Annotated in this window: 24 protein-coding genes and 2 pseudogenes; 7 read left to right on the forward strand and 19 right to left on the reverse strand. The window is 69.1% G+C overall.

Translation table 11 applies throughout. The annotated features are described in order from the left end of the window. The 4 genes and pseudogenes from ACV4UX_RS03935 to ACV4UX_RS03950 all read right to left on the reverse strand — a co-directional run. Nucleotides 1-210: NADH-quinone oxidoreductase subunit D-related protein (locus tag ACV4UX_RS03935; RefSeq protein WP_491592062.1), on the reverse strand; the 210-nt coding region annotated here is incomplete at its 3' end. A 61-nt stretch (nt 211-271) separates the two neighbouring features. Continuing rightward, nucleotides 272-2272, reverse strand: a pseudogene (gene nuoB, locus ACV4UX_RS03940) (NADH-quinone oxidoreductase subunit NuoB); the annotation flags it as partial. After that, nucleotides 2248-2673: an NADH-quinone oxidoreductase subunit A gene (locus ACV4UX_RS03945; RefSeq protein WP_491592027.1), complete on the reverse strand. Its 426-nt coding sequence runs from the start codon at nt 2671-2673 to the stop codon at nt 2248-2250. The gene ACV4UX_RS03945 and the pseudogene nuoB, both read right to left, overlap by 25 nt. A 189-nt stretch (nt 2674-2862) precedes the next feature. Next, nucleotides 2863-4266 carry an oligosaccharide flippase family protein gene (locus ACV4UX_RS03950; RefSeq protein WP_491592028.1) on the reverse strand — a complete coding sequence of 468 codons (1404 nt, stop codon included), beginning with the start codon at nt 4264-4266 and terminating at the stop codon, nt 2863-2865. A gap of 77 nt (nt 4267-4343) precedes the next feature. Between ACV4UX_RS03950 and ACV4UX_RS03955 the strand changes: the two genes are divergently transcribed. Then, complete coding sequence (locus tag ACV4UX_RS03955; RefSeq protein ID WP_491592029.1) at nt 4344-5417, forward strand: glycosyltransferase; 1074 nt, start codon at nt 4344-4346, stop codon at nt 5415-5417. Nucleotides 5418-5470: 53 nt separating this feature from the next. On the opposite strand, the gene ACV4UX_RS03960 is transcribed toward ACV4UX_RS03955, so the two are convergent. Together ACV4UX_RS03960 and ACV4UX_RS03965 are read right to left on the reverse strand one after the other, a co-directional pair. Further along, nucleotides 5471-5923: a YaiI/YqxD family protein gene (locus ACV4UX_RS03960; RefSeq protein WP_491592030.1), complete on the reverse strand. Its 453-nt coding sequence runs from the start codon at nt 5921-5923 to the stop codon at nt 5471-5473. Nucleotides 5924-6032: 109 nt separating this feature from the next. Then, nucleotides 6033-7238, reverse strand: a complete 1206-nt coding sequence (locus ACV4UX_RS03965) for a glycosyltransferase family 4 protein (RefSeq protein ID WP_491592031.1) — start codon at nt 7236-7238, stop codon at nt 6033-6035. A 94-nt stretch (nt 7239-7332) separates the two neighbouring features. On the opposite strand from ACV4UX_RS03965, the gene ACV4UX_RS03970 reads away from it, so the two are divergent. Both ACV4UX_RS03970 and ACV4UX_RS03975 read left to right on the forward strand, forming a co-directional pair. After that, nucleotides 7333-8211 carry a deoxyribonuclease IV gene (locus ACV4UX_RS03970; protein ID WP_491592032.1) on the forward strand — a complete coding sequence of 293 codons (879 nt, stop codon included), beginning with the start codon at nt 7333-7335 and terminating at the stop codon, nt 8209-8211. Between the two features lie 73 nt (nt 8212-8284). Continuing rightward, nucleotides 8285-9172, forward strand: a complete 888-nt coding sequence (locus ACV4UX_RS03975) for a hypothetical protein (protein ID WP_491592033.1) — start codon at nt 8285-8287, stop codon at nt 9170-9172. A gap of 34 nt (nt 9173-9206) precedes the next feature. Here ACV4UX_RS03975 and ACV4UX_RS03980 read toward each other — a convergent pair whose 3' ends face one another. Continuing rightward, a complete protein-coding gene (locus ACV4UX_RS03980) occupies nt 9207-9470 on the reverse strand; it encodes a hypothetical protein (protein ID WP_491592034.1) in 264 nt (87 codons plus the stop codon). A 694-nt stretch (nt 9471-10164) separates the two neighbouring features. Between ACV4UX_RS03980 and ACV4UX_RS03985 the strand changes: the two genes are divergently transcribed. Continuing rightward, complete coding sequence (locus ACV4UX_RS03985) at nt 10165-10581, forward strand: AMIN domain-containing protein (protein ID WP_491592035.1); 417 nt, start codon at nt 10165-10167, stop codon at nt 10579-10581. 354 nt (nt 10582-10935) lie between these two features. On the opposite strand, the gene ACV4UX_RS03990 is transcribed toward ACV4UX_RS03985, so the two are convergent. The 6 genes and pseudogenes from ACV4UX_RS03990 to rpmH all read right to left on the reverse strand — a co-directional run bounded on the left by ACV4UX_RS03990 (nt 10936) and on the right by rpmH (nt 15345). Further along, nucleotides 10936-11358: a hypothetical protein gene (locus tag ACV4UX_RS03990; protein WP_491592036.1), complete on the reverse strand. Its 423-nt coding sequence runs from the start codon at nt 11356-11358 to the stop codon at nt 10936-10938. 361 nt (nt 11359-11719) lie between these two features. After that, a complete protein-coding gene (locus tag ACV4UX_RS03995; RefSeq protein ID WP_491592037.1) occupies nt 11720-12883 on the reverse strand; it encodes a Jag family protein in 1164 nt (387 codons plus the stop codon). 9 nt (nt 12884-12892) lie between these two features. Beyond that, the gene (gene yidC / locus ACV4UX_RS04000; RefSeq protein ID WP_491592038.1) at nt 12893-14497 is read right to left on the reverse strand and encodes a membrane protein insertase YidC; all 1605 of its coding nucleotides are present in this window, start codon (nt 14495-14497) and stop codon (nt 12893-12895) included. 10 nt (nt 14498-14507) lie between these two features. Further along, nucleotides 14508-14771, reverse strand: a complete 264-nt coding sequence (yidD, locus tag ACV4UX_RS04005) for a membrane protein insertion efficiency factor YidD (protein WP_491592039.1) — start codon at nt 14769-14771, stop codon at nt 14508-14510. A gap of 62 nt (nt 14772-14833) precedes the next feature. Beyond that, a pseudogene (gene rnpA, locus ACV4UX_RS04010) lies at nt 14834-15193 on the reverse strand (ribonuclease P protein component); the annotation flags it as partial. Between the two features lie 14 nt (nt 15194-15207). Further along, nucleotides 15208-15345: a 50S ribosomal protein L34 gene (rpmH, locus tag ACV4UX_RS04015; RefSeq protein WP_173080524.1), complete on the reverse strand. Its 138-nt coding sequence runs from the start codon at nt 15343-15345 to the stop codon at nt 15208-15210. 168 nt (nt 15346-15513) lie between these two features. On the opposite strand from rpmH, the gene ACV4UX_RS04020 reads away from it, so the two are divergent. The 3 genes from ACV4UX_RS04020 to ACV4UX_RS04030 all read left to right on the forward strand — a co-directional run bounded on the left by ACV4UX_RS04020 (nt 15514) and on the right by ACV4UX_RS04030 (nt 17379). Then, a complete protein-coding gene (locus tag ACV4UX_RS04020; protein WP_491592040.1) occupies nt 15514-16167 on the forward strand; it encodes a lactate utilization protein in 654 nt (217 codons plus the stop codon). A gap of 211 nt (nt 16168-16378) precedes the next feature. Beyond that, a complete protein-coding gene (locus tag ACV4UX_RS04025; RefSeq protein WP_491592041.1) occupies nt 16379-16954 on the forward strand; it encodes a flavodoxin family protein in 576 nt (191 codons plus the stop codon). A gap of 56 nt (nt 16955-17010) precedes the next feature. Then, complete coding sequence (locus ACV4UX_RS04030) at nt 17011-17379, forward strand: hypothetical protein (protein ID WP_491592042.1); 369 nt, start codon at nt 17011-17013, stop codon at nt 17377-17379. A gap of 64 nt (nt 17380-17443) precedes the next feature. On the opposite strand, the gene ACV4UX_RS04035 is transcribed toward ACV4UX_RS04030, so the two are convergent. The 6 genes from ACV4UX_RS04035 to ACV4UX_RS04060 all read right to left on the reverse strand — a co-directional run bounded on the left by ACV4UX_RS04035 (nt 17444) and on the right by ACV4UX_RS04060 (nt 22930). After that, nucleotides 17444-18415 carry an alpha/beta hydrolase gene (locus tag ACV4UX_RS04035; RefSeq protein ID WP_491592043.1) on the reverse strand — a complete coding sequence of 324 codons (972 nt, stop codon included), beginning with the start codon at nt 18413-18415 and terminating at the stop codon, nt 17444-17446. 150 nt (nt 18416-18565) lie between these two features. Further along, nucleotides 18566-19072: a peptidoglycan-associated lipoprotein Pal gene (gene pal / locus ACV4UX_RS04040; RefSeq protein WP_173080515.1), complete on the reverse strand. Its 507-nt coding sequence runs from the start codon at nt 19070-19072 to the stop codon at nt 18566-18568. Between the two features lie 181 nt (nt 19073-19253). After that, nucleotides 19254-20573, reverse strand: coding sequence for a translocation protein TolB (locus ACV4UX_RS04045; RefSeq protein ID WP_491592044.1), 1320 nt, complete (start codon nt 20571-20573; stop codon nt 19254-19256). Nucleotide 20574: 1 nt separating this feature from the next. After that, nucleotides 20575-21696 carry a cell envelope integrity protein TolA gene (gene tolA, locus ACV4UX_RS04050; RefSeq protein WP_491592045.1) on the reverse strand — a complete coding sequence of 374 codons (1122 nt, stop codon included), beginning with the start codon at nt 21694-21696 and terminating at the stop codon, nt 20575-20577. Nucleotides 21697-21726: 30 nt separating this feature from the next. Further along, nucleotides 21727-22173, reverse strand: a complete 447-nt coding sequence (gene tolR, locus ACV4UX_RS04055) for a protein TolR (RefSeq protein WP_491592046.1) — start codon at nt 22171-22173, stop codon at nt 21727-21729. Between the two features lies 1 nt (nt 22174). Next, entirely contained in the window at nt 22175-22930 is a 756-nt protein-coding gene (locus ACV4UX_RS04060) for a MotA/TolQ/ExbB proton channel family protein (protein WP_491592047.1), read from the reverse strand. Nucleotides 22931-22944 lie beyond the last annotated feature (14 nt).

Raw genomic sequence — 22944 nt, forward strand, 5'->3', positions numbered from 1 at the left:
GCGGATGTGCAGGCGGTAGGGCGTGGAGAGCCCGTCGGAGACCACGTAGTAGCCCTGCTCGCCGCGCGGGGCCTCGGTGGCGTGGTAGCACTCGCCGCGCGGAATCGTCGGCCCGCGCGAGACGTTGACGAAGTGGTGGATCACGCTCTCGATGTCCTTGAGGCTGCGCGCCTTGTCGGGCAGGCAGTAGCGGGAATCGGGGCTGGCCACGGGGCCGGGGGGGCATGTCGGCGGCGATCTGCTCGATGATGCGCAGGCTCTGTCGCATCTCTTCCATGCGCACCAGGTAGCGGTCGTGGCAGTCTCCGGTGGTTCCTGTCGGCACGTCGAAGTCAAGCGATGGGTAGGGGCCGTAGGGCATCTTCTTGCGCAGGTCCCAGTCCACGCCGCAGGCGCGCAGGTTGGGGCCGGAGATGCCCCAGTCCATGGCCTGCTCGCGGGTGACGGGTGTCACGCCCCTGGTGCGCGCCTCGAAGATGGGGTTGTCCTTGAAGAGGGCCTCGTAGGTCTTGATGCGCGCCGGGAAGGCCTTGACGAAGCGGTCCACCATGTCCTTCCAGCCTGCGGGCAGGTCCTGGGCCACGCCGCCCAGGCGCAGCCAGGAGGGGTGCAGCCGCCCGCCGGTGATGGTCTCGATGATGTCGAGCACCATCTCGCGCTCGCGGAAACTGTAGAAGATGGCGGACATCTGCCCCAGGTCCTGCACCAGGGTGCCGTAGAAGAGCAGGTGGTTGGAGAGCCGGAAGAGTTCGCAGAGCATCACCCGGATGGCCCAGGCCCTGTCCGTGACCCGGATGCCCGCAAGCTGCTCCACGGCCATGACGTAGGAGAGGTTGTTGGCCACGCCGGAGAGGTAGTCCACGCGGTCGGTGTAGGGGATGAACTGGTGCCAGTGCTGGTGTTCCGCGATCTTCTCCACGCCCCGGTGGTGGTAGCCGATCTCGATGTCCATGGCGTTGATGGTTTCGCCGTGCAGGGCCAGCACGTAGCGCATCACGCCGTGGGTGCCGTAGTGGTGGGGGCCGAAGTTGAGGAGCATCTCCTCGTCGTCCAGGGGCCTGCCCAGAAGCTCCAGGGCGTCCACGGGCTCCAGGGCCGGGAGGTCGTCCCGGGAGAAGGGCTTCATGAGCGTGGCCCGGCGCGGATGCCCCTTGAGCAGCGGATGCCCCGGCCAGTTGGGCGGCGCGATGAGCGGGCGCAGGCGCTGGTGACCGGTGAAGCCGACGCCGAACATGTCGTGGACCTCGCGCTCGTACCAGTCGGCGCTTTCCCAGAGGTCCGTGACGGAATCGGGGGCGGGTCCGTCCTTTTCCAGGGGGACCTTCAGGCGCAGGCGGCTGGCCTCGCGGAAGTTGAGCAGCGTGTACACCAGATGGAAATCGGGGCGGCCCTCCTTGGACTGGCGGGCCGACTCGTCCACGGCGGTCACGTCTTCCAGGCGGCGGTAGGGCGAGCGGGGGCGCGTCTTGAGGAAGGCCAGCACGGCGTGGGCCTTCTCGCGGGGCACGCTCAGGGTGAGCATGTCCGAGACGGGCTCCTGCTGTGCGATGTCCGGGCCGAAGCGTTCGGCCAGGGTCTCGGCCAGGGTCCTGTCGCGCTGGGTCACCTCGATGCGCGCGGCGGGGGGCGTCCACATCAGGCGGGAGCGGTTGCCCGGGAAGAGCGGGGGCGCGGCGGCCGTGCCGCGCGCCAGGGAGCCCGCGAAGCCGGGGCCGCGCGTGTCCATGGATTTGGTGACGCCGTCCACCAGGTGCTCGGTGCGTCCGCCCTGGACGCCCCCGGGCAGGCCCAGCAACGGGCGCAGGGGGCGTTCGCGCTTCACGCGCTCCTGCAGGGCCATGAGCCCGTGCAGCAGGGCCTCGGGCCTGGGCGGGCAGCCTGGCACGTAGATGTCCACGGGCAGGATCTGGTCCACGCCCTGCACCACGGAGTACACGTCGTACATGCCGCCCGTGTTGGAGCACGAGCCCATGGAGATCACCCACTTGGGCCCGGCCATCTGCTCGTAGAGGCGCAGCACCGCAGGGGCCACCTTCTTGAAGATGGTGCCCGAGACGATGAGCACGTCCGACTGCCGGGGCGAGCCCCGGAACACCTCGGAGCCGAAGCGGGCGATGTCGTAGCGGGAGGTGAAGGCCGTGGCCTCCTCCACGAAGCAGCAGGAGAGCCCGAAGAAGAAGGGCCAGAGGCTGTTGGCCCGGCACCAGTCCACGGCCAGGTCCACGGCGTTGGGCTGCGGCGGACGCATCATCTCTTCACCGGCGCGCCCCATTGGAGCCCTCCCTTCTGCCAGAGGTACCAGAGGCTCCCCAGGAGCACCCCGATGAACACGCAGATGCCCGCGAAGCTCGCGGGCGTGAGCTTCTCGAAGGAGACGGCCCAGGCGTAGAGGAAGGCCGTTTCCACGTCGAACACCAGGAAGGCCATGGCCACCAGGGCGAAGGGCGCGGGGTAGCGGAAGCCGTGCCCGGGGGTGGGGATCACGCCGCACTCGTAGGGACGGTCCTGCTCGGGCGTGGGGCGGGCCGGGTTGACGTAGCGCGTGAGCAGCAGCAGCACCACGACAACGGCCCCCACCAGCAGGGCGAAGACCGTGAGCGCCATGCCGCCGGGCTCCCAGGGGGACATGGCGGTGCTTGTGGCCGCGCCGGATGCGGCGTCGATGGGCGTCATGGGCGGAAACCTCGGTGGTTCGCGTGCTTTCCGGGCGCGGAAGCCTCGGAAAGCGAGGATATCCCCTTTCTAGACCAAACAGGCCACCACGGTAAAGAAAAAGAATGATTTGTTCCGGTTCGCACAAGGGGGGGTGCCTTGGGCCGGAAATCACGAACGCGTGGGCCGATGTGACGGGGCCTTGCGCGCTCAGGAGGCCTTGCGCGGCCGCCAGCGCCAGAGCAGCCAGAGCAGGGGGAGCAGGGCGGCGGCCTCGGCGGCCTCGCGCGGGGCGATGCGGGAGAGGCCCGCCCAGGCCAGCAGGGCCAGGCCCGAACAGGCGAGGATCGAGAGGAGCTCGGGGAGTTGGAAGAATCCCACGCGGCGCTGGCAGTAGCCCACCGTGCACGCCGCCACCAGGGCCTTGACCCCCACGATGGCGAGCGCCGCCCCGGCCAGGGGCGCGGAGGGAATGAGCGCCCAGCACAGGCCGATCCCAGCGGCGAGCCCTCCCGTGTAGACCGCCAGGAGCAGGCGCTCGCGGCCGAAGGCCAGCATCATGTAGGCGGCCAGGTTGTGCAGGAAGGCGATGAGGATGGAGGGGACGAGCCACGCCGCCACCCAGGCGTGGGGGGCGTAGGCCTGGCCGAACACCAGGGGCAGGATGCGGTCGCTCTCCATGGCCAGGAAGGCCATCACGGGCAGGCTCGCGGCCGTGAGCGTGCGGGCGCTGCCCCGGGCCAGGGAAGCGAAGCCCTCGCGGTCGGTGCGCCAGAGCTTCACGAGCAGGGGGTAGATCACCCCTGAAAGCAGCAGCGACGCCGCCAGGTTGGACACGCCGTCCACCAGTTCCCAGGCCACTCCGTAGGCGCCCACGGCCTCGGAGCCGCCGAAGCGCTGCAGGAAGAAGACGTTGGCCTTGTTGTAGCCGATGGCCGCCAGGGCCATGCCCACGAACACCAGGCCGCCCACGGCCGTTCGCCAGGCCCGGGCCACGCCGCGCCGCCCCAGGCTGAGGCCCTTCACGTCCTCCATGCGCAGGCACAGGGCGGCCGAGCCGCACAGGCTGGCCACGTTCTCCACCACCTTGAACAGGCCGAAACTCCACACGGGCCATCCCAGGAAGAGGGCGGTCAGGGCGTAGCCGTAGCCCAGGGCCGCAGAGGCCGAGCGCACGTAGCCCTCCAGGTCCTGGCGGTGGTTCACGCGGAGCGCCACGTAGAACGAGCCCGCCAGGGGCTCCAGCCCGCATCCGGCGCAGATGCCCAGGGACATCCAGAGCAGCCCTCCCGTGTAGCCCTGGAGCAGGCAGAAGAGCCCCACGCCCAGCATGCCGGCCACATAGAGCCCCATCTTGATGAGCCCGTACTGGGCCAACACCTGGCCCTTGTCGCCCCATTGGCGCGAGAGGGCCACCACCATGGGCTGGTTGAGCCCGAACTCGCCCAGAAAGAGGATGAACTGCGCCAGGGAGAAGGCCAGCACGAACTCGCCGTACGTGCCCGCCCCGGCCCGGGCCAGGACCACGATGAGCAGGGTGTGCAGGCCGTCGCGCACCCACTGGGCCGTGGCCAGGTGCAAAAACTTGCGCAGGATGGTGTGCTGGGCGCTCATGAAGGATTTTCCTTGGCGGGCCGGGGAGAAATGCCGTAGAAACGTCCGGCCGGACCGCGCCGTCATTTCACAGAACCATGCATCCGATCAAGACCGTCCTCCTGCTGCAGGACCTCCACCTGGGAGGCACGCAGCGCCACGCCGTGGAGCTGGCCAAACGGCTCGACCCAGCGCGCTTCGCCCCCGAGATCTGGACGCTCTTCTCGGGCGGCGGCTTCGCGGAGGAGGCCCGCGCCGCGGGGCTCACCGTGCGCGCCCTCTCGCCGGGCAACGCCGTGACGCCGCGCTCCCTGTGGGGCCTGTGGCGCGCCCTGCGCAGACACCGGCCGCAGGCGCTCCTGGCGCTTACGGTAACGCCCAACATCTGGGGCCGCGTCTTCGGCGCCCTGGAGCGCGTCCCGGCCGTGATCGCCAACTGCCGGGGCGGCGACGACTTCCACCGTCAGCACGAGGCCCTGCTCAAACCCCTTGCGCATCGTCACATCTGCAACGCCCAGGCCCTCAAGCGCACCTTGACGGAACGCTACGGCCTCCCGGATGAGCGCGTGGACGTGATCCCCACCGGTGTGGATACGGCCCGCTTTGCGCCCCGCCCCGGCGAGCGGGAGCCCGCCCCCGTGCTCCTTTGCCTGGCGCGCCTGGCTCCCGTGAAGGACCACGAGACCCTGGTGCGGGCCTTCGAGATCGTCCACAGGGAGCACCCCGACGCCAGGCTGCGGCTGGTGGGCGACGGCGAACTGCGCGAACGCCTGGCCGCGCGCCTGGCGTCCAGCCCCGCCGGGGGGCGCGTGGAGCTTCTGCCCGGCACGCCCGATCCGGCGGCCCACTTCGCCAGGGCCTCCCTGGCCGTGCTCTCCTCGGCCAACGAGGGCATGCCCAACGTGCTCCTGGAGGCCATGGCCATGGGGCTGCCCTGCGTGGGCACGGATGTCGGGGGCGTCGCGGAGGTGGTCCGCCACGGACGCACGGGCTTCGTGGTCCCGAGGGGCGACCCGGAGGCCCTGGCGCGCGCCCTCTCCGGGCTCCTGGCCGACGAGGGCCTGCGGGATCGCTTCGGCGCGGCCGGGCGGGAGACGGCCCTGGCCGAGCACAGCCTCGAGAGCGTGGCCCTGCGTCATGCAGAGGCCATCGAGCGCGCGCTGGCGCGTTGAGGTCCGCCCGGGACGCGCCCGGGACCTTATGCGGACCATCCCCTTTGGAGGTTTCACCCCCTGGCGTGTCTGGTCAGGAAGATGTCCAACTGGTTGGCGAAGGCCTCGCGGTCGCGGTTGCTCAGGGGCGGCGGTCCGCCGGTGGCCACGCCGCAGTCGCGCAGTTCGCTCAGGAGGTTGCGCATGGTCAGGCGGCTCTGGATGGTGTCCCTGGTGTAGAGTTCACCCCTTGGGTTCAGGGCGTGGGCGTCCTTGGCGATCACCTGGGCCGCCAGGGGGATGTCCGCCGTGATCACCAGGTCGCCCGGGGCGACGCGCTCCACGATGGCGGCGTCCACCACGTCGAAGCCCTGGCCCACGCGGATGGCCGAGATGTGTTCGGAATCGGGCGTGCGCAGGAACTTGTTGGCCACCAGGGTCAGGGGGATGCGCAGGCGCGCGGCCGCGCGGAAGAGGATCTCCTTGATGGCGTTGGGCAGCGCGTCGGCGTCGGCGTAGATGTGCATGGGGGGTATCCGTTGGCGAAACGCGGCATGGAGCAGGGAGACAGCCCCGCCAGGGGACCCAGGCCCCGTCTGCCCGGGCTGCGGTCAATCCGGGGCGCGGCCCCGTGGGTCACTGCGCGATGAGGTCGTGGAAGGAGCGGGCGTTGCGCGCGGTGTCGTAGAAATCCAGCACGCGGGCCTTGCCGTTCTCGGCCATGCGCACGGCCTCGTCGCGGTCGGCGGCGAGCTTGAGGATGGCCTCCGCCATGGCCTTGGGGTTCTTCTGCTGGATGAGGATGCCTGTCTCGCCGGTTTCGATCACCTCGCGGATGCCGCCCACATCGGTGGCCACCACGGGCACGCGGCTCACCAGGGCCTCCATGATCACGGTGGGCAGGCCGTCGCGGTCGCCGGTGGCGGAGATCTTGCTGGGCATCACGAAGATGTCGTGGCGGCCGATGAGTTCCGGCACGTCGCGGTGCAGGATGAAGCCGGGGAACTCCACCTTGTCCTCGATGCCCAGGCGCTTGGCCTGGGCGCGCAGCTTGCCCTCGATGGCGCCCGACCCGGCCAGGGTGAGGCGGAAGTCCACGCCGCGCTCCCTGAGCAGGCCGCAGGCGTCCAGGAGCACGTCGAAGCCTTTGGTCTTGACGAAACGCCCGATGGCGAGCAGTCGGAAGGGCTCGCGCATGGGCAGCTCCGCCGGGGCGGGCACGTCCCAGGAGAGCATGTTGCGCACCAGGTGGACGCGGTCCTTCTTCTCCCAGGTGAACTGGCGCAGGTAGTCCACGTTGAAGCCCGCGTCGGTGCGCACGAACTTGGCGTCCGCGATTTTTTCCTCCAGCGCCCCGTCGGGGGGGTAGATGTCGCCCGCGCGGCCGGTGAAGCTGAAGGGGATGCCCGTGAGCAGGGAGGCCGTCCAGGCGGCCGTTGCCGGACCGTTGGCCCAGCCCGCGTGGATGTGCTCCACGCCTGCCTGGGTGAAGAGCCGCGCCAGGTGGCACCCGGCCAGGAAGGCCCAGGCGTTCTCGCCGGTCTGCTCCAGGTCTCGCCAGAAGCGGACCAGCACTTTGCGGGCGGCGGCGCGCAGAAGGTCGGGGCGGTTCTTCCACCACCAGCGCACCGAGGAGAGGATGGGCAGGATGGAGGCGCAGCCCAGCCGGTGCACGGGGGCGCACTTGGTCTCCATGTCCTTGCAGACGTTGCGGCGCAGCCTTCCGTAGAGGGTGTAGACCTTCACGGGCATGCCCAGCTTGCGCAGGGCCGCCACCTCGCCGACCACGAAGGTTTCCGAGGGTTTGGGATACCAGAGGGTTACGTATGCTGTTCCGGACATATGGTTTCTGGCTACGCCTTCCGACCGTGGTTGCGGGGAGGCATTGGGTAGCATCCCGAAGCGAACTCCACAACAGATTTCGAGGCAGGGAGGCATGATGGGGACGCGACAGCGCATTTTCGGGGCTCACGAGTCGGCTGCGGGAGGGGTGGAGCGCGCCGTGGAGCGCATCCGCGCCGCCGGAGGCGACGCCTTGCAGCTGTTCACGCGCAACCAGCGCCAGTGGGAGGCCACGCCCGTGACTCCCGGCGAGGCCCAGGCCTTCGCCAGCGCCCTGGAGGACTGGGGGCCGCACCCCGTGGCCTCTCACGCCTCCTACCTGATCAACCTGGCCGCGCCCGGCGAGGAGTTGCGCGCGCGCTCCACGGCGGCCCTGGCGGCGGAACTGGAGCGCTGCCGCGTCCTGGGGATCGGCCTGGTGGTCCTGCATCCGGGCGCGCGCACGGGCTCGGGCCTGGAAGAGGCCCTGGACCGCGCGGCGGCGAGCCTGGATGCCGCGCTGGAGGCATCCGACGGGGAAGGCCCCCTGGTGCTCCTGGAGAACACGGCCGGACAGGGCTCCACACTGGGGGGCGACCTGGGCGATCTGGGGGCGATCGTCGAACGCTCCCGGCATCCCCATCGCCTGGGCCTGTGCTTCGACACCTGCCACGCCTTCGCGGCGGGCCACGACGTGCGTTCCCCGCAGGGGCTGGACGCGGCCCTGGCCCGGCTGGACGCCTCCCGGCTGCGCCTGGTGCACGTCAACGACAGCAAGGGGGCGCTGGGGTCGCGCCTGGACCGGCACGAGCACATCGGCCAGGGGGCCATCGGGCCGGAGGGCTTCGCGGCCGTGGTGAACCACCCCCTCCTGGCCGGGCTGCCCATGATCCTGGAAACGCACAAGGAAAAGGACCTGGCCGAGGACCGCATGAATCTGGCGGCCCTGAGGGCTCTCGTCGCTCCTGACAGCAAGGACCCAAAGCGTTCTTGACAAGCGCGCGCGGGGACAGGACAATCCCGGATCGGGTCGAGGACCCCGAACCCATCAAAGGAAGGACACCCGCATGACCATAAGCCTCATCGCAACCGTTGGCGACGACGCGGCCCGCCTGGACGCGTTCCTGGACTCCGTGGCCGCCCAGACGCGCAGGCCCGACGAGGTGATCGTGCTCTTGACGGGCCGCGCCGCCGGAGCCGAGAACATCGTGCGCGTGCACCCGCTGGGGGCCGTCTTCGCAAGCCTCCAGTCCCTGGCCCCGGAAGCCCTGGCGGCCCTGGCGCACGGCGAGGCGGTGGCCGTGGCCGACGCATCCGCCGTGCTGGCGACGGATTTCGTCGCCCGTGCTGGCGCGCTCTCGGGGCGGGACGCGGCGGTCTTCCCCTGCGAGCCCATGGCCGAGACCCTCGAAGAGGCCTGCCGTGCCAGCGTGGCGCCGTCCGTCGGGGGACGCTTCCTGGCCCTGGGCCGTCAGGCCTGGGAGATCGCGGCCGAGCGTCCCGGCTTCCTGACCCTGGACGCCGCGCACGCCGTGGCCGCCCTGGAGGATGCGGGGCTGGCGCCCCACGCCCATTCCGCGGCGGCCGCCCGGGTGCGCCTGGCCCCCGACGCCCGCTCGCTCTACCACGAAGGCCGCCGCGCCACCGAGGCCGACGGCCGGGCGCTGGCCAACACCAAGAGCCACCTTCTGCGCCTGGGCCTCTACGCTGCCGGGCTGGAGATGCTGCTCATGGGGTTCTGGCGGGCCGTATGGGTCCTGCCGGTGCTGGCGGCCTATGCGCTCTATCTGGCGGGCCCGGTGAAGGCCTACATGGCCGGGGGGCGCAGGCTTTGCCCCAAGGCAGTGGCCTTGATGGCCTGGATGCGCCTCTCGCAGGACGCCGGGCGCATCGTCGGCTACCTGTCCGGGCTCAAGAACGCCCACGAACTGCCCGAGGAGGCCCCGAAGCGGTGAGCGATCCCCGCGCCCGCCGCCTCGAAGGGCGAATCTAGGCCGTGGACTTGCGCTGGTCCGGGCTGGCGCTTCCGGCGCTCCTGCTGGCGGGGGCCGTGGGGCTGGGCGTGGGCATCGCCCTCCACCAGCCGCGCGCGCCCCTGAAGGCGGAGCGCGCCGAGGCCACGGCGCGTCCGGCCCAGCCCGGGGCCGCGCTCACGGCCTCTGCCGGGCCGGAGGGCGCGCCGTCCGGGATGTCTCCCGCGTCGGAGCCCGAAGCGCGTCCCGCGCCCGCACCCGTGCCCACTCCCGTGCCCACTCCCGTGGAAGTCGCCGTGGCGCGCTCCGGGCGGCTCGCCCCCGGTCCGGTGACGGACGCGGCCGCCAGCGCGCGGGCAGCGCGCCTCGGGCGCAGCGTGGAGATCGGCCAGGCCCAGCCGGAGCAGGCCCCTGCCCCCGAGGTTTCCCCGCCTCCCCCGGCCCAGGCGGCGGCCCTCGCGAGCGATGCCGTCGGCGCACAGGGAACGCCGTCCGTTGCAGAGAGCCCCGCAAGCCCCGACCCTGCCCCAGGGGCGGAGTCGCCGACGCCCGACGCCGCTTCTCCTCCTGCCGCGCCTGCGCCACAGGACGCCGCGCCCCGGCCCGCCGAACCCCCTCGCGGCGGCGCACCCACCGTGGCGACGCCCCCCGCGCCTGTTCCGGACGCGGAGGAGGCTCCTGCGGAGCGTGTCCGCCCCGGCGAACAGGGCAACGGCATGGCGGGCGACAAGAACGCTCCGCCACAAGAGACTCCGGGCGTCCCGGCCGTGGAACCCGCCGCTTCCGACGCGGAGCCTCCGGCTGTTTCGGGCGCGGCCGCGTCTCCCCCCTTGCCGGGGTCGCCTTTGGCCCCTGGCCCGGACGCCGCTTCAACTCCGGCTCAGGCTCCGTCTCAGACGCCTGCCCAGGCTCAAGCCCGGCCCGAAGCGTCCGTCAGGACCGAGGCGGCCAAGGGCAAGGCGCAGGGAGGCAAGGTGCTCGGGGTGCAGGTGGCGGTGAACGGGGACGAGGCGGTGGTGACCGTGCGCACGAGCGCCCAGCCCGAGAAGGTGGTGGTCTTCCAGGCCAAGGACCCGGCTCGCCTGGGCCTGGACATCCAGGGCGACTGGAATGCCGAGGGCGTGCGTTCCGGCGTGGTGGAGAGCGGTCCCTTCGAGCGCGTGCGCCTGGGCGAGCACCCCGGCAAATTCCGGGTGGTCCTGGTTTTCCGCGACAAGGAGGCCCAGGTCGCCGCGCCCAGGCTGGAGCCCGTGGCCGATGGCGTGCGCGTGCGCCTTGCCCTGCCCAGGGAGCGCCGGGTTCCTCCGGACTCCCGCCAGGACCCTGCCGGGGGGGAGGCGCCGCGCGAGGAGCCTTCCCGGGAGAAGCCGGACCGGCCCCAGGAACAGTGAAAAGGCGGAACAAGCCTTTGGCGCGGGCTTGCCGCTGGTGACAACGGGGGGCGATAGCTTTCGCGGTCGAGGGTAGGCGCGTCGATGCCGATGAGACGGCGTGTTGCCGCGGCGGGCCGCGAACGCCTTCGCGACCCTGCCGGGCAGCCGTCCCTGGCGTTGCACGGGCCCAGGCGAGCGCCGTGTCCGCGCCCGTAGCCGCAGGGCGGGCGGGGCGTGACCGGGCCGTCCGTGGCCCGGCGGAAGGTCGGCCTAGTGTTGCGTCCTCACAATCCTTTCATACGGATTGTCAAAGCAAGCATCTAAAACCATTGATTTTTTGTATAACACTTTCAGGTTTTCAAGGTCCCGACACTAGCCCTTGGCGGCGGACGAGCCCGCCTGGGACGTAGCCTCGGACATGAGCCTCGCCAGTTCCTGCTGGAGCGCGGCCAGTTCCGTCTCGAGTCCCTTCACCATGCCCTGTTTCGCGCCGTCGGGCAGGCGGCTCTGCTGGACGGCGGCGATCTTCTTCTCCAGTTCCTCGATCTTCTTCTTGATGCGCTCGATGGGGTCCTGGCTTTCGGAGGAATCCCCGGAGCTTTCGCCCTTGGCTTTGGCCATGATGCGCGAAAGCTCCTTGGCCGTGTCGGAGATGCTGGCCGTGTCGCCGCCGGAAGTCCCCTGGGTCTGGTTGGCTTGCGCGCGGGACGAGGCGTCCTCTTCCCGGGCCTTGCCGAGGGTCTCCAGGGGGGATGCGCCGTAGCCGTATGAAGAGAGTGAGGAGATTGCGGTCATGGCTTATCCTTTGCTTCCTTGCGCGGCCGCAGCCGCCTGGATTCGGGGTGGGAAGAATCTTCCCCTGCGGGACGCAAAGCAGGGTCCGTGCCAGTGACAAGGTTTCACCGCCGGACAGGAAGCGGACGACAGGTCAGGCGGAGTGCGTGACTGAACGAAGGGGCAGGTCTTGTTCCGGGCAGGTGAGGGTGTGGCGGCTTGAACGCGCCCGGCGAGGGCAGGCCATCATTTTCCGAGGGCGGCTACACCGCCCGGGCGAACCGCTGCGTCGTGCCCGGCGTCCGCGTCGTCTACGCCGTCTGCGGCGAGAAATAAGAAGGCCGGGCATGGCCCGGCCTCGAAGGAACGCTGAAGGGTCCGCCTACTGGACGGACTCGGGCTGGGGTTTGGGCTTGCGGGGCACGATGATCACCCGCTTCATGGGACCCTCGCCCTTGGAGCGGGTCTGGATGGTCTCGTCGGACTGCAAGGCCAGGTGGATCACCCGGCGGTGGTACGAGCTGAGCGGCTTGGTGGACTGGGAGCGCCCCAGGTTCCTGGCCTTGTCGGCAAGGTAGAGCGCCATGCGGCGCAGGTTGTCGTCCTGTTTTTCGCGGTATTCGCCGGTGTTGATCTGCACGCGCACAGGCGATGTCCAGGCCCGGGCCACGATGCGGTTGGCCAGGTACTGGAGGGCGGCCAGGGTCTGGCCCTCCCGGCCGATGAGCAGGCCGGAGTGTTCCTCGTCCAGGACGCTCACGCTCACGCGGGCCGCGCTGCCCTCGATGCGCATGGCGGGCTCCTGCTCCAGGATGGGCGTGAGGAGCTTCTTCATCACCTCTTCGGTCAGGGCGAGCAATTCCGGCGAGGCCGGCGTGTCGTCGTGGATTTCGGGGAATTCGTCGTCCCTGGCGTCGAGGGCCGCGTCGTCGCGGGGCACGCCCTGACGGGGGGCGGACTGCCGGGGGCGACGCTCGCCGCGCTCGCGCCGGGGCTGGCGCGCCGGGGTTTCGGCGTCCTGGGCTTCGGGCAGGTCGCCGGAAGCGGACTGGGGCTCGCGCCGTTCCTGGGGCCGGGAGCCGTTGCGGGGGCGTCCGCCCTCGCGGCGGCCTTCGGGGCGCTGCCCGTTGCCGCGCTCCCGGCGGTTGTCGGACTGGCGGGCCGATTCCTGCCGGTGGGCCTCCGAGGGGGCGGCCTCCTGGGGGGCATCCCCCGCAACAGGGGCCTCGGGCGCGTCCTGCGTCTGGGGGGCCGGCTCGGGCTTTGCGGCTTCCTGGCGCTGGGGCCTGGCGGCCTCGGGCCGTGTCGCGGCGGCGCGTTCGCGTCCGGCCTTGGCCTCCTGTTCGAGGAGCGCGGCCAGGGCCGGATCGACGCGGCGGCGGGCCTTGATCTGGGCCTTCTTCTTGCCCACGAGGCCGAAGATGCCGGTGGAGCCTCCGCTGACGATCTCCACCTCCAGCTTGTCGCGTTCCACGGCGAAGAAGCGGCAGGCTTCGCCGATGGCGTCGTCCACTGTCTTGCCGGTGAACGTGTTGAAGTCGCTCATGGCTTCTCCCTACGCCTTCTTGGCCTGTGCGGGCGCGCTCCCCTTCATGAGCATCCCCTGCTGGGCGATGGAGAGCACGTTGTTCACGAGCCAGTAGATCACGAGGCCGGAAGGGAAGTTGAGGAACATGAAGGTGAACACCACGGGCATGAAGAGCATGATTTTGGCCTGGGTGGGGTCGCCCACGGGGGGGGACATCTTCTGCTGGATGAACATGGTCGCGCCCATGATCAGGGGCGTGATGTAGTAGGGATCCTTGGCGGAGAGGTCGGCCAGCCAGGGCAGGTCGGTGAAGGGCACCTTGGCGATGAAGGCCGCGTGGCGCAGTTCGATGGAGTTGAGCAGAGCCTGGTAGAGGCCGAAAAACACGGGGATCTGCACCAGGATGGGCAGGCAGCCGCCGGCGGGGTTGACCTTGTAGGTCTTGTAGAGCTGCATGAGCTCTTCGTTCATCTTGGTGCGGTCTTCGCCGTGCTTTTCGCGGATGGCGGCCATGAGGGGCTGGAGCTGGCGCATCTTCTCCATGGACTTGTAGCTCTTCTGGGAGAGCGGCCAGAAGGCGGCCTTGATGAGCACCGTGAGGATGATGATGGCAATGCCGTAGTTGTGCACGTAGCCGTAGAGGAAGTGCAGCAGCCACAGGCAGCCCTCGGCCAGGATGTGGAACCAGCCGTAGTCCAGGGCGGCCTTGAGGTTGCCGGGGACCTGCTCCAGCATGGACCGTTCCTTGGGGCCGAGGTAGTAGCTGTTCTGCACCTTCACGGGCGTTCCGGCGGCCAGTGAGATGTTGTCGCGCTCGGCTGCCAGGCGGGTGACGCCGTCCACGTGCTGGAGCTTGAGCAGGGCGGAACCGGCCGGGATGAGGGCGGAGATGAAGTAGTTGCTCTCCACGGCGGCCCACTGGCCGGAATCGACCAGCTTGCCTTCCTTGAGTCCGTCCAGGCCGGTGATCTCCTCAAGGCTCTTGGTGTAGAAGGCGGCGCGGGTGGGGTTGTAGTTGTCCTCGCCGCCGGTGAGGCTTCCGGCCGCCAGGGTGAAGGCCAGCTTGGAGACCTGAGGAGCCTGGGAGACCAGGGTGACGGCCTCGTCGATCTCGTACTTGTCGGCGTGGAAGGTCAGCTCGCGCTTGATGGTCAGGCCGCCCGCAGTCCCGGTGAAGGTGAGGGTGGCGGAAGCGCCGGGGGCCAGGGTGGTGTCCTTGGCGTCGGTGGTCCAGGCGGCGTCGCGCCAGGAGGCCTTGCCGTCCACGATGAGCCCCATGGGGGCCTTGGACGCCGCCTGGGCGGAGACGAGGTCCATGTTGGGGGAGTTCTGGGCCAGGGAGAGCTTGTACTTGGCCAGCGTGAAGTGCTGGAGCACGCCGCCGGAGGTGAGCAGGGTGGCCTTGTAGAGCGGGGTGCTGACCACGATGGGCGAGCCGGGGAGGGGCTCCGCCTGGGCCATGGACGGGTCGGGCTTGGCGGCGGGCTTGGTGTCCGTCTTCTGGCCCTGCTGCTGGGCCTGCTGATCCGGAGCCTTCTGGATCATGGCGTTCTGGGGGAAGAAGTATTGCCAGGCGATGAGGACGCCAAGGCACAGGGCGATGGCCAGCAGAACGCGCTTGTTGTTGTCCATGGAATACGTCCTATTTCGCGGCGTGCCGCGTGCCCGGGCGCGAGAACGCGCCACGGCAGAAGGTTTGTGGGACGGGATCGAGGCCGGGAGCGCAAAGGGGTTGGCAGCGCAGGAGGCGCCAGACGGTCAGGACAGACCCCCGCAAGGGGCCATGGCGGAGCAGCGCCTCGCGGGCGTACTCCGAGCAGGATGGAATGAACCGGCAATGCCCAGGAATCAAAGGAGAAAGGCAGTACCGATACACGGCGATGAACGCCAACAGAAGCCTTTGCATAGTATCCCGAACCGGGCCTCGCGGCCCGGATTGTGGGTCCTTCGGACCCGTCCGGCCGGGCTTCAGGCGTCGGGGCGGCTTGCGTTGCGGTTCCGTCGGGCCTGGATTTTCTCAAGTACCGGCTCGAGGTCCTCGGTGAGGAGCTTGAGCGTCAGGCCGTGCACGTCCAGTTGTTTCTTGGGAACCGCCACGATGTCGATGCCGCCCGGAATCGCCGGGCCGTGGAGCCGGAAGAATTCCCTCAGAAGCCGCTTCACCCGGTTGCGCGTGGGGGCATGCCCCACTTTCCGGCTCACGGCCATCCCCAGCCTCCAGGGGCCGGGGTCTGGCCGGTCGAGCACGAAAAGCAGAAAGCCCCGCGAATGGTGGCGCCAGCCCCGCTCGTAACAGGCGAGGAAGTCCGAGCGCCTTACCAGGTGGAGGGACTTGGGAAAACCTAGGCGCCCAGGCGTTTGCGACCCTTGGCGCGGCGGCGGCGGATGATCGCCCTGCCGTTCTTGGTCCGGGAGCGCACCAGGAAGCCGTGGGTGCGTTTGCGCCTGGTGTTGTGCGGCTGGTATGTTCTCTTGCTCATGCATGGTCTCCGTCGTGTCGGGGTGAAAAATGGAACTTGGCTTCATAGCCTCGATCGGCCTGGGTGTCAAGGGGAGCTTACATCCAGGACACTAGACTTGCCCCTGCCCCGGCGGTAAAGCCCCTGAGGAGTAAAGCCCTGCAACCCTTCTGTCAACAAGGACAAGCCATGCATCCGAAACTCAATGAGCATTACCTCGCCCGTCTGGAGGAGACCGCAAAGGCCCTGCGCAAGAACAACTTCGCCGCCCACGTGGCCGCCGACATGCAGCAAGCCAAGCAACTGGTCCTGAACACCCTCATCCCGCAAATACAGCCCGGCTCCGTGGCCTTCGGCGGCTCCATGACCATCACCGAGTCCGGACTCTACGAGCAGGTGAAGGCCCTGCCCGGGCTCGCCTTCTTCGACACCTACAACTACGCCCTGCCCCCGGCCGAGATGATCGAGCTGCGCCGCCAGGCCCTGCTCTGCGACCTCTTCATCACCTCCACCAACGCCGTCACTGCCCAGGGCGCGCTGGTGAACCTGGACGGCACAGGCAACCGCGTGGCCGCGCTGACCTTCGGCCCCAAAAAGGTGATCGTGCTGGCGGGGCGCAACAAGATCTGCCCCGACGAATACGCCGCCATGGAGCGCATCCGCGACGTGGCCGCCCCCGTGAACGCCGCAAGGCTCTCCCGCAAGACCCCTTGCACCGCCACCCACCGCTGCGAGGACTGCCCCTCGCCCGAGCGCATCTGCAACACCTGGACGATCCACGTCAAATGCGCCCCCAAGGAGCGCACCACCGTGATCCTGATCAACGAGGAACTGGGCTTCTAGAACCCCGCCACCGGGAGACAGGGCCGGATTTTCGTTGTATGGTCCGGCCGTGCTCTCGGCGGCAGCGGGCCATTCTGGGCGCTCCACGAACCACCGCGCCCGGCGGGGCGTTCCGGCCGGACTGCCCGCCGGGCGTCTTCGGGCCGGGGAGACGCCGCCGCGTCCGGCCCGAGGCGTAACCAGGCGGAACAAAACCGCGACCGGAGGAAGCATGAAGGTGCTGGCCATCAACGGCAGCGCGCGCAAGGACGGCAACACCGCCATCCTGGTGCGCGCCGTGTTCGAGGAACTGGAGACCGAGGGGATCGAGACGCGCATGGAGCAGCTCCACGGCCTGAAGCTCTCGGGCTGCGTGGCCTGCTACGAATGCTTCAAGCGCAAGGACAGGCGCTGCGCCGTGGCCAAGGACGCCTTGAACGGGCTCGTCGAGGCCATGCTGGAGGCCGACGGAATCATCCTGGCCTCGCCCACGTATTTCGCCGACGTCACGGCGGGCCTTCGCGCCGTCATCGAGCGTGCGGGCATGGTGGCCCGCGCCAACGGCGACATGTTCGCGCGCAAGGTGGGCGCGGCCGTGGTGAGCCTGCGCCGGGGCGGCGGCATGCAGACCTTCAATTCCCTCAACGCCTTCTTCTTCATCAGCCAGATGATCGTGCCCGGTTCGAGCTATTGGAACTTGGGTTTCGGGCGGGACATCGGACAGGTGGAAAGCGACCAGGAAGGCATGAAAACCATGCGCGATCTGGGCCGGAACATGGCCTGGCTCCTGAAGAAACTGGCATGCTGAACCTCGCGTCGTGGGCCGCGCCGCCCGACAGGACGCGGACATCGGGAGTTTGACCCATGCGCAAGACGGTTTTCCCTCTCGCGGCGTTCGCGCTGCTGGCCCTCCTCGCGTTCTCTGCGGCGTCCCTCGCCGCAGGGCCCGTGCACAAGGTCACCGTGTCCGGCGAGCACGGCAATCTTGTCGGAAAGGTCGAGGAAGACGCCCCCAGGACCTACAGTTTCACGGGCACGTTCTCGCTCGCCGCCGCATCGAAGCCCCGCTTCGCATCCGGCGGTTTCAAGCTGGTCCTGGTGTTCTACCGGGACGGGATCAAGGTGGACGAAGTGCAGCCGCCCATGCGTCTGGTGGGCTCCATGTACACGGTGGAGCGGTTCCACTTCCGCCTCTGCTGCGAGTTCACGCGCGTTGGGTACGAGCTGAGGTGACGCCCGGGCCGCGTGCCGACTCCTTCGGAACACCCTGGCGGGGCGCTCAATGCCTGGATGAAGGCTAGGCCATGCAGCGGCGTACGAAGGCCGCCACGGCCGCCACGGCCGCGCGCGCGGGAGGGGTGGCGGACAGGGGGTTCTGCGCCGCGCAGCCGTGCAGCGCGCCCAGAAGCCGCAGGGCCTGCACTTCCACGCCCGCCCGGGTGAGCAGGCGGGCGTAGCGCTCGCCGTCGTCGCGCAGCACGTCAACCTCGGCCGTGAGCACCAGGGCCGGGGGAAGACCCTTGAGGGCTTCCGGATCGGCGCGCAGCACCGAGGCCGTGTCCTGCCGTTTGGCGGCCTCGTCCGGGCAGTACTGGTCCCAGTACCAGCGCATGGCCCGTCGGGTCAGGTGCGGTCCGTCGGCGAAGCGCTCGTAGGAGGGCGAATCGCAGGCAGCGTCTGTGACCGGATAGACGAGCGCCTGGCAGCGCAGGTCCGGCCCTCCCCGGCGTTTCGCCAGGATGGCCGTGGCGGCGGCCAGGTTGCCGCCTGAGCTGTCGCCGCCCACGGCCAGGCGTGAGGAGTCCAGGCCCAGGACTTCGCCGTGCTCGGCCAGCCAGGAGACCACGGCGTGGCATTGTTCCAGGGCCACGGGGTAGCGCGCCTCGGGGGCGCGGGCGTAGCGCACCATGACCACGGCCATGTTGAGGGCCTGCATCAGGTCGCGCCCGAGGCGGTCGTGGGTGTCGGGGCTGCCCAGGACCCATCCGCCGCCGTGCATGTAGACGAGCGCCGGGAGCCTGCCCTGCGCGCCCGTGGGGCGCAGCAACCGCACGGGCACGGGGCCCGCGGGGCCGCCGGGGATGGTCACGTCGTCTGATAGGGCGCGGGGCTTGTCCACGGGCTGGGCCTGGGCGGTTTCGAGTCCCTGGCGGGCCACGTCCACGGGGAGGGTGTCCACGGGGGGCTGGTTGGCGTCCTGACGGGCCTTGAGCCACGCGGCGGTGACGGGGTCCAGGGCGAAGTCCTGAGGTGCGGAGTGCTGGGTCATGCTGTGCTTCCTGTGGTCCTGTGTTCTTCCGTGAGCTTACCGCGAGCGGGTCTCCCCGCCAAGCCCCCCCCCGGGGCGTGCGCGCCTCCAGCAACGCGAAAGGCCGCGAGGAGAACCTCGCGGCCTTGTTATTGCGCGCAGTCTTGCGGGCTAGTAGCTGGGCTTGAACTCGTCGCGGCGGTTCTTGGCCCAGGCGGCCTCGTTGTTGGCCGGATCGAGGGGGCGTTCCTTGCCGTAACTCACGATGGAGAGCTTGGCGGTGGGCACGCCCAGGTTGACGAGGTAGTCGGCCGCAGCGCGGGCGCGGCGCTCGCCCAGGGCGAGGTTGTACTCGGCGGTGCCGCGCTGGTCGCAGTGGCCCTCGATCACGAGCTTGATCTCGGGGTACTGCTTGAGGATCTCGGCCTTGCGGGTCAGGGTCTGGCGCGCTTCGGGCTTGAGGTCGTAGCGGTCGAAGTCGAAGTGGATCATGGTGCCCAGTTCGCCGGCCACGCGGCCCAGTTTCTCACGCAGCTCGCGCTCGCGGGCGAGGCGCTCGCGCTCCTGCTCTTCCCAGTTGTCCTTGTCGGGGCCTGCCACCTGCTTCTTGGCGCAGCCGAAGCTCAGAAGGGACATGCACAGGATCGCCATGACGGCCAACAACAGTCTGTTCTTCATTTGGATTTTCCTCCTCTTGCGGTACTCGACGGTGCCACCCTCTACCGCGTTACGTCGGGCGATGAAAAAAAACACACGCGTCCGACGGGGGCAACACATACTCCCTTGCATAAAAAAGGCAAGCGCCGCGCCGCCTCCGGGGAGAAAAAGGGTTCTCCCGGATGCGGCGCGGCGCGACACATCATTCCTTGGGGGCCACGGGGCTGAAGGCGGGCATGATGGCGTCGCCTTCGCCGGTGGGAATTTGCACCGCGCCGTCGCCGTTGCGGGTGGTCAGATAGAGCTTCTTGCCTCCGCCGCGGCTGGAGGAGAAGGCGATGAAGTAGGAGTCCGGCGCGAAGGTGGGGTTCTCGTCGGAGCCAGGGCCGAAGCTGCACTGTTTTTCCGTGTCGGTGGCCAGCTCGTAGACGAAGATGCGGTGTCCGCCCGCCTGCTTGGAGTAGGCCACGTACTTGCCGTCGGGGCTCATGGCGGGATTGGTGTTGTATCCGGACTTGGAGGCGCGGCGCACGGAGCCCGAGGCCAGATCCTTCACGAAGACGTTGGGGTTGCCCAGCCTGTCGGAGACGAAGGCCATGAGGTTGCCGGACTGGTCGAAGCTGGGGGACACGTCGATGGAGGAGTCGGCCACCAGGGTGGAGGCGGTCTGCTTGAAGGAGCTGTCCAGGGCGTAGATGTCGGTGTTGTGGCGGATGTTCAGGGCCACGGCCACGGTGCCGTTGGGCATGAAGTGGGGGCTGATCACGGTGGAGGAGGGCAGGGTGAAGACGTTGGCCTTGCCGCCGCTCCAGATGCCCAGGTAGTGCGAGGTGGAGCCGATGAGCGTGAAGCAGATGCGCCCGCCGTCCCAGGACCAGGCCGGGGAGATGGCCATGCCCAGGTCGCCGTAGCGGGTCACCTGGGCCAGGTCGCGGCCCATGGCGCCCACCATCCAGATGTCCTTGCCCTTGCCGGAGGGCTTCACGAAGGCCAGCTTGGACTTGAAGATGGTGCCCTGTCCCGTGAGCAGGGCCATGAGCTCCATGCAGAAGCGGTCGGCCACCTCGGGGAGCTGGTCGCGCGTGACCCCGGCGTAGGCCTTGCCCAGGAGCATCTTCTGGGAGAACACCTCGTAGGCGCGCAGTTCAACGTCGCCCAGGCCCTTGCCGGGCTTCCACACCGAGGTGACCACCAGATCCACCTTGGCCAGGGTGAAGGGCTTGAAGTCGATCTGGTCGGCCTTGGGTCCTGAAAGGGTCGCGCCGCCCAGGATGTCGGAGTCGCTCATGATCTTGAGGAAGGGCATGAACGCGAGGTTCTTGCGGATGAGCTCGTTGAGGTACTGGGCGTCCGTGGGCAGGTTGCCGTCGCCGAAGGGCTTGGACTGCACGATGTTCATGCGAGCCTGGCCAGGCCCCTGGATTTCGATGGCCAGGGTGTCCTGGGCGAGGGCGTCGGCGGCCAGGGCCAGCGAGAGGAGCGTCGCGAGGGCGCAGGCGAGGAAAGCGCGGTTTCGAGCCATGTCAGCGTTTTTCCTGTGAGTTGAATGTCAGTTCCAGCTTGCCCAGGTTCGCGGAGGGCGGCTTGGGCAGGTTCTCGGTGTCCTGGATGGCGCGCAGGGCCGAGTTGTCGAAATCCGTCCTGCCGGAGGACGAGACGAGACGGACCGATTGGATACGCCCATCGCGGTCGATTTGCAATTCCACCACGCAGACCAGCTTCAGGTTGGTGAACTGCGGGAAGCGCCAGTTCTGCTTGATGAGCTTTTCCACGATGCCGCCGTAGACTGCCTCGGACGTGCCCGTGCCGCCTCCTGCCGTGCCGCCGCCCCCGCCGCCTCCGCCGCCCTGTCCGGCCTGGCGGCGCAGCTTCTCCAGCTCCTGGGCCACGGTGTTGGAGCCCGAACCGCTCTTGGACTTGGCGTCCTTGAGGGCTTGGTTGAGCACGTCCTGGCGCTCGCGCGTCGCGCGGTCGGCGGCGTCCTTGGCTGCCTTGTCCTTGGCCGCCTTGTCTGCGGCAGCCTTGTCGGCCGCGTCCTTGGCGGCTTTCTCGGCGGCGGCCTTGTCCTTGGCGGCCTTGTCGGCGGCCTCTTTTTCGGCCTTATCCTTTGCAGCCTTGTCGGCGGCCGCCTTTTCGGCCGCCTCCTTGGCTGCCTTTTCCCGGGCTGCCTTCTCGGCGGCGATGCGGGCGGCCTCGTCGGCAGCGGCCTTCTCGCGGGCTGCCTTCTCGGCCTGGGCCTTCTCTGCGGCAGCTTTTTCCGCAGCGGCCTTTTCGGCGGCCACCTTGCGCGCGGCCTCGTCGGCAGCGGCCTTCTTTGCGGCGTCCTCGGCGGCCTTCTTGGCGGCCGCCTCCTGCTGGGCCTTGGCGGCCGCCTCGTCGGGCTTGGGCGGCTGGGGGATCTTCTCGGCCTCCTTGGGGCCAGGAGGCTGGGGCGTGTCGGGCTGGCCGGGCTGGCCGGGGCCTTCCCAGCCGGGGGCCGCGTCGGGCTTGGCGGCCGGCCCGGCGAGTCCGGGATCGAGCATCTCGAATTCATAGACCGGGATGTCCAGGCGGATCTTTCGCATCTCCAGGTTGGAGAGCAGGATGCCGCCCAGCACCACGGTGAGGTGCAGGAAGACGGAGAAGAGCCAGCTCAGATAGCGCATGGCGTCAGAAGGCGGATGTCCGGAAGTGGGTCATTTTTTCGGACGGCCCTGGGGTTTCTCTTCCTTCACGGCCTCGGGCTCGGCCACCATGCCGAGCTTGTCCACGCCCGCTCCCTTGAGCGAGCCCATCACGCGCACCACCGTGCCGTAGGGCACGTCCTTGTCGGCGCGAAGGAAGAGGAGCTTCTTCTGGTCCGTGACGAGACGGCGCACGTGCTGGGCCAGGTCGTCGAAGGAGACGGGATATTCGTCGAGGTAGAGCGAGCCGTCCTTCCTGATGGTCAGCACGAGGTTCTCGGAGGTCTCGGGCAGGGTGGTCACGGTCTGCGTCTTGGGCAGGTCCACCTCCAGGCCCTGGGTCATCATGGGCGCGGTGACCATGAAGATGATCAGCAGGACGAGCATCACGTCCACGAAGGGCGTGACGTTGATCTCCGCGAGGAAGCCGTCTCCGCCCCCTCCCGTGGCCATGCCCATGCTAGTAGTCCTCCCGGGTGCGGGCGCGTGGCGCTGCGGGGGCTTCGGCGCGGGCGGGCTGCTTGGGGGCCCAGCTCACTTCGCGCTGGATGCGGTTGAGGAAGGCCCCGGAGAAGCCGATGAGCTCGCGCTCGATGTGGCGGATGTAGCCCAGGAAGAAGTTGTAGGCCAGGGTGGCGGGGATGGCCACGCCCAGGCCGATGGCCGTGGCCACCAGGGCCTCGGAGATGCCGGGGGCCACGGCGGCCAGCGCGGCGGACTGCTGCAGGCCGATGGAGTGGAACGAGTTCATGATGCCCCACACCGTGCCGAACAGGCCGATGAAGGGCGTGGCGTTGGCGCAGGTGGCAAGGAACGACAGGCTCTTGGTGAGCATGCCCAACTCCGTGGACACGGCCTGGCGCAGGGTGCGGCGGATGTTGTCCATGGCCACTCGGGACTTCTCGGCGGGTTCGAGGTCCGCCTCTTCCATGCGCATGAGTTCCTCGAAGGCCTGGAGGCCCACGGCGTAGCAGGGCGAGGCCTTGTTCTGGCTCACGGCGCGCATGGCCATCTTGAGGTTCTCCGACTCCTGGAAGATCCTGGCGTCGCGGGCGGCTTCCTTGCGCGCGGAACTGAGCGTGAAGAGCTTGATGAAGATGATGCTCCAGCTGGCCAGGGACATGGCCACCAGCACGGCCATGACGAACTTGACCGTGGGAGTGGCCTTCATGAGCATTTCCAGGATGCCCCCTTGGGGCGTCAGCGTGTCGAGCATGGGATCACCTGAGT

Source organism: Fundidesulfovibrio sp., from assembly GCF_058402725.1.

What these genes read in the sequence shown, in the direction of transcription:
- ACV4UX_RS03945 (WP_491592027.1), bottom strand. Translation starts at nt 2,673, where the DNA reads ATGACGCCCATCGACGCCGCATCCGGCGCGGCCACAAGCACCGCCATG.
- ACV4UX_RS03950 (WP_491592028.1), bottom strand. Translation starts at nt 4,266, where the DNA reads ATGAGCGCCCAGCACACCATCCTGCGCAAGTTTTTGCACCTGGCCACG.
- ACV4UX_RS03955 (WP_491592029.1), top strand. Translation starts at nt 4,344, where the DNA reads ATGCATCCGATCAAGACCGTCCTCCTGCTGCAGGACCTCCACCTGGGA.
- ACV4UX_RS03960 (WP_491592030.1), bottom strand. Translation starts at nt 5,923, where the DNA reads ATGCACATCTACGCCGACGCCGACGCGCTGCCCAACGCCATCAAGGAG.
- ACV4UX_RS03965 (WP_491592031.1), bottom strand. Translation starts at nt 7,238, where the DNA reads ATGTCCGGAACAGCATACGTAACCCTCTGGTATCCCAAACCCTCGGAA.
- ACV4UX_RS03970 (WP_491592032.1), top strand. Translation starts at nt 7,333, where the DNA reads ATGATGGGGACGCGACAGCGCATTTTCGGGGCTCACGAGTCGGCTGCG.
- ACV4UX_RS03975 (WP_491592033.1), top strand. Translation starts at nt 8,285, where the DNA reads ATGACCATAAGCCTCATCGCAACCGTTGGCGACGACGCGGCCCGCCTG.
- ACV4UX_RS03990 (WP_491592036.1), bottom strand. Translation starts at nt 11,358, where the DNA reads ATGACCGCAATCTCCTCACTCTCTTCATACGGCTACGGCGCATCCCCC.
- ACV4UX_RS03995 (WP_491592037.1), bottom strand. Translation starts at nt 12,883, where the DNA reads ATGAGCGACTTCAACACGTTCACCGGCAAGACAGTGGACGACGCCATC.
- yidC (WP_491592038.1), bottom strand. Translation starts at nt 14,497, where the DNA reads ATGGACAACAACAAGCGCGTTCTGCTGGCCATCGCCCTGTGCCTTGGC.
- yidD (WP_491592039.1), bottom strand. Translation starts at nt 14,771, where the DNA reads ATGCAAAGGCTTCTGTTGGCGTTCATCGCCGTGTATCGGTACTGCCTT.
- rpmH (WP_173080524.1), bottom strand. Translation starts at nt 15,345, where the DNA reads ATGAGCAAGAGAACATACCAGCCGCACAACACCAGGCGCAAACGCACC.
- ACV4UX_RS04020 (WP_491592040.1), top strand. Translation starts at nt 15,514, where the DNA reads ATGCATCCGAAACTCAATGAGCATTACCTCGCCCGTCTGGAGGAGACC.
- ACV4UX_RS04025 (WP_491592041.1), top strand. Translation starts at nt 16,379, where the DNA reads ATGAAGGTGCTGGCCATCAACGGCAGCGCGCGCAAGGACGGCAACACC.
- ACV4UX_RS04030 (WP_491592042.1), top strand. Translation starts at nt 17,011, where the DNA reads ATGCGCAAGACGGTTTTCCCTCTCGCGGCGTTCGCGCTGCTGGCCCTC.
- ACV4UX_RS04035 (WP_491592043.1), bottom strand. Translation starts at nt 18,415, where the DNA reads ATGACCCAGCACTCCGCACCTCAGGACTTCGCCCTGGACCCCGTCACC.
- pal (WP_173080515.1), bottom strand. Translation starts at nt 19,072, where the DNA reads ATGAAGAACAGACTGTTGTTGGCCGTCATGGCGATCCTGTGCATGTCC.
- ACV4UX_RS04045 (WP_491592044.1), bottom strand. Translation starts at nt 20,573, where the DNA reads ATGGCTCGAAACCGCGCTTTCCTCGCCTGCGCCCTCGCGACGCTCCTC.
- tolA (WP_491592045.1), bottom strand. Translation starts at nt 21,696, where the DNA reads ATGCGCTATCTGAGCTGGCTCTTCTCCGTCTTCCTGCACCTCACCGTG.
- tolR (WP_491592046.1), bottom strand. Translation starts at nt 22,173, where the DNA reads ATGGGCATGGCCACGGGAGGGGGCGGAGACGGCTTCCTCGCGGAGATC.
- ACV4UX_RS04060 (WP_491592047.1), bottom strand. Translation starts at nt 22,930, where the DNA reads ATGCTCGACACGCTGACGCCCCAAGGGGGCATCCTGGAAATGCTCATG.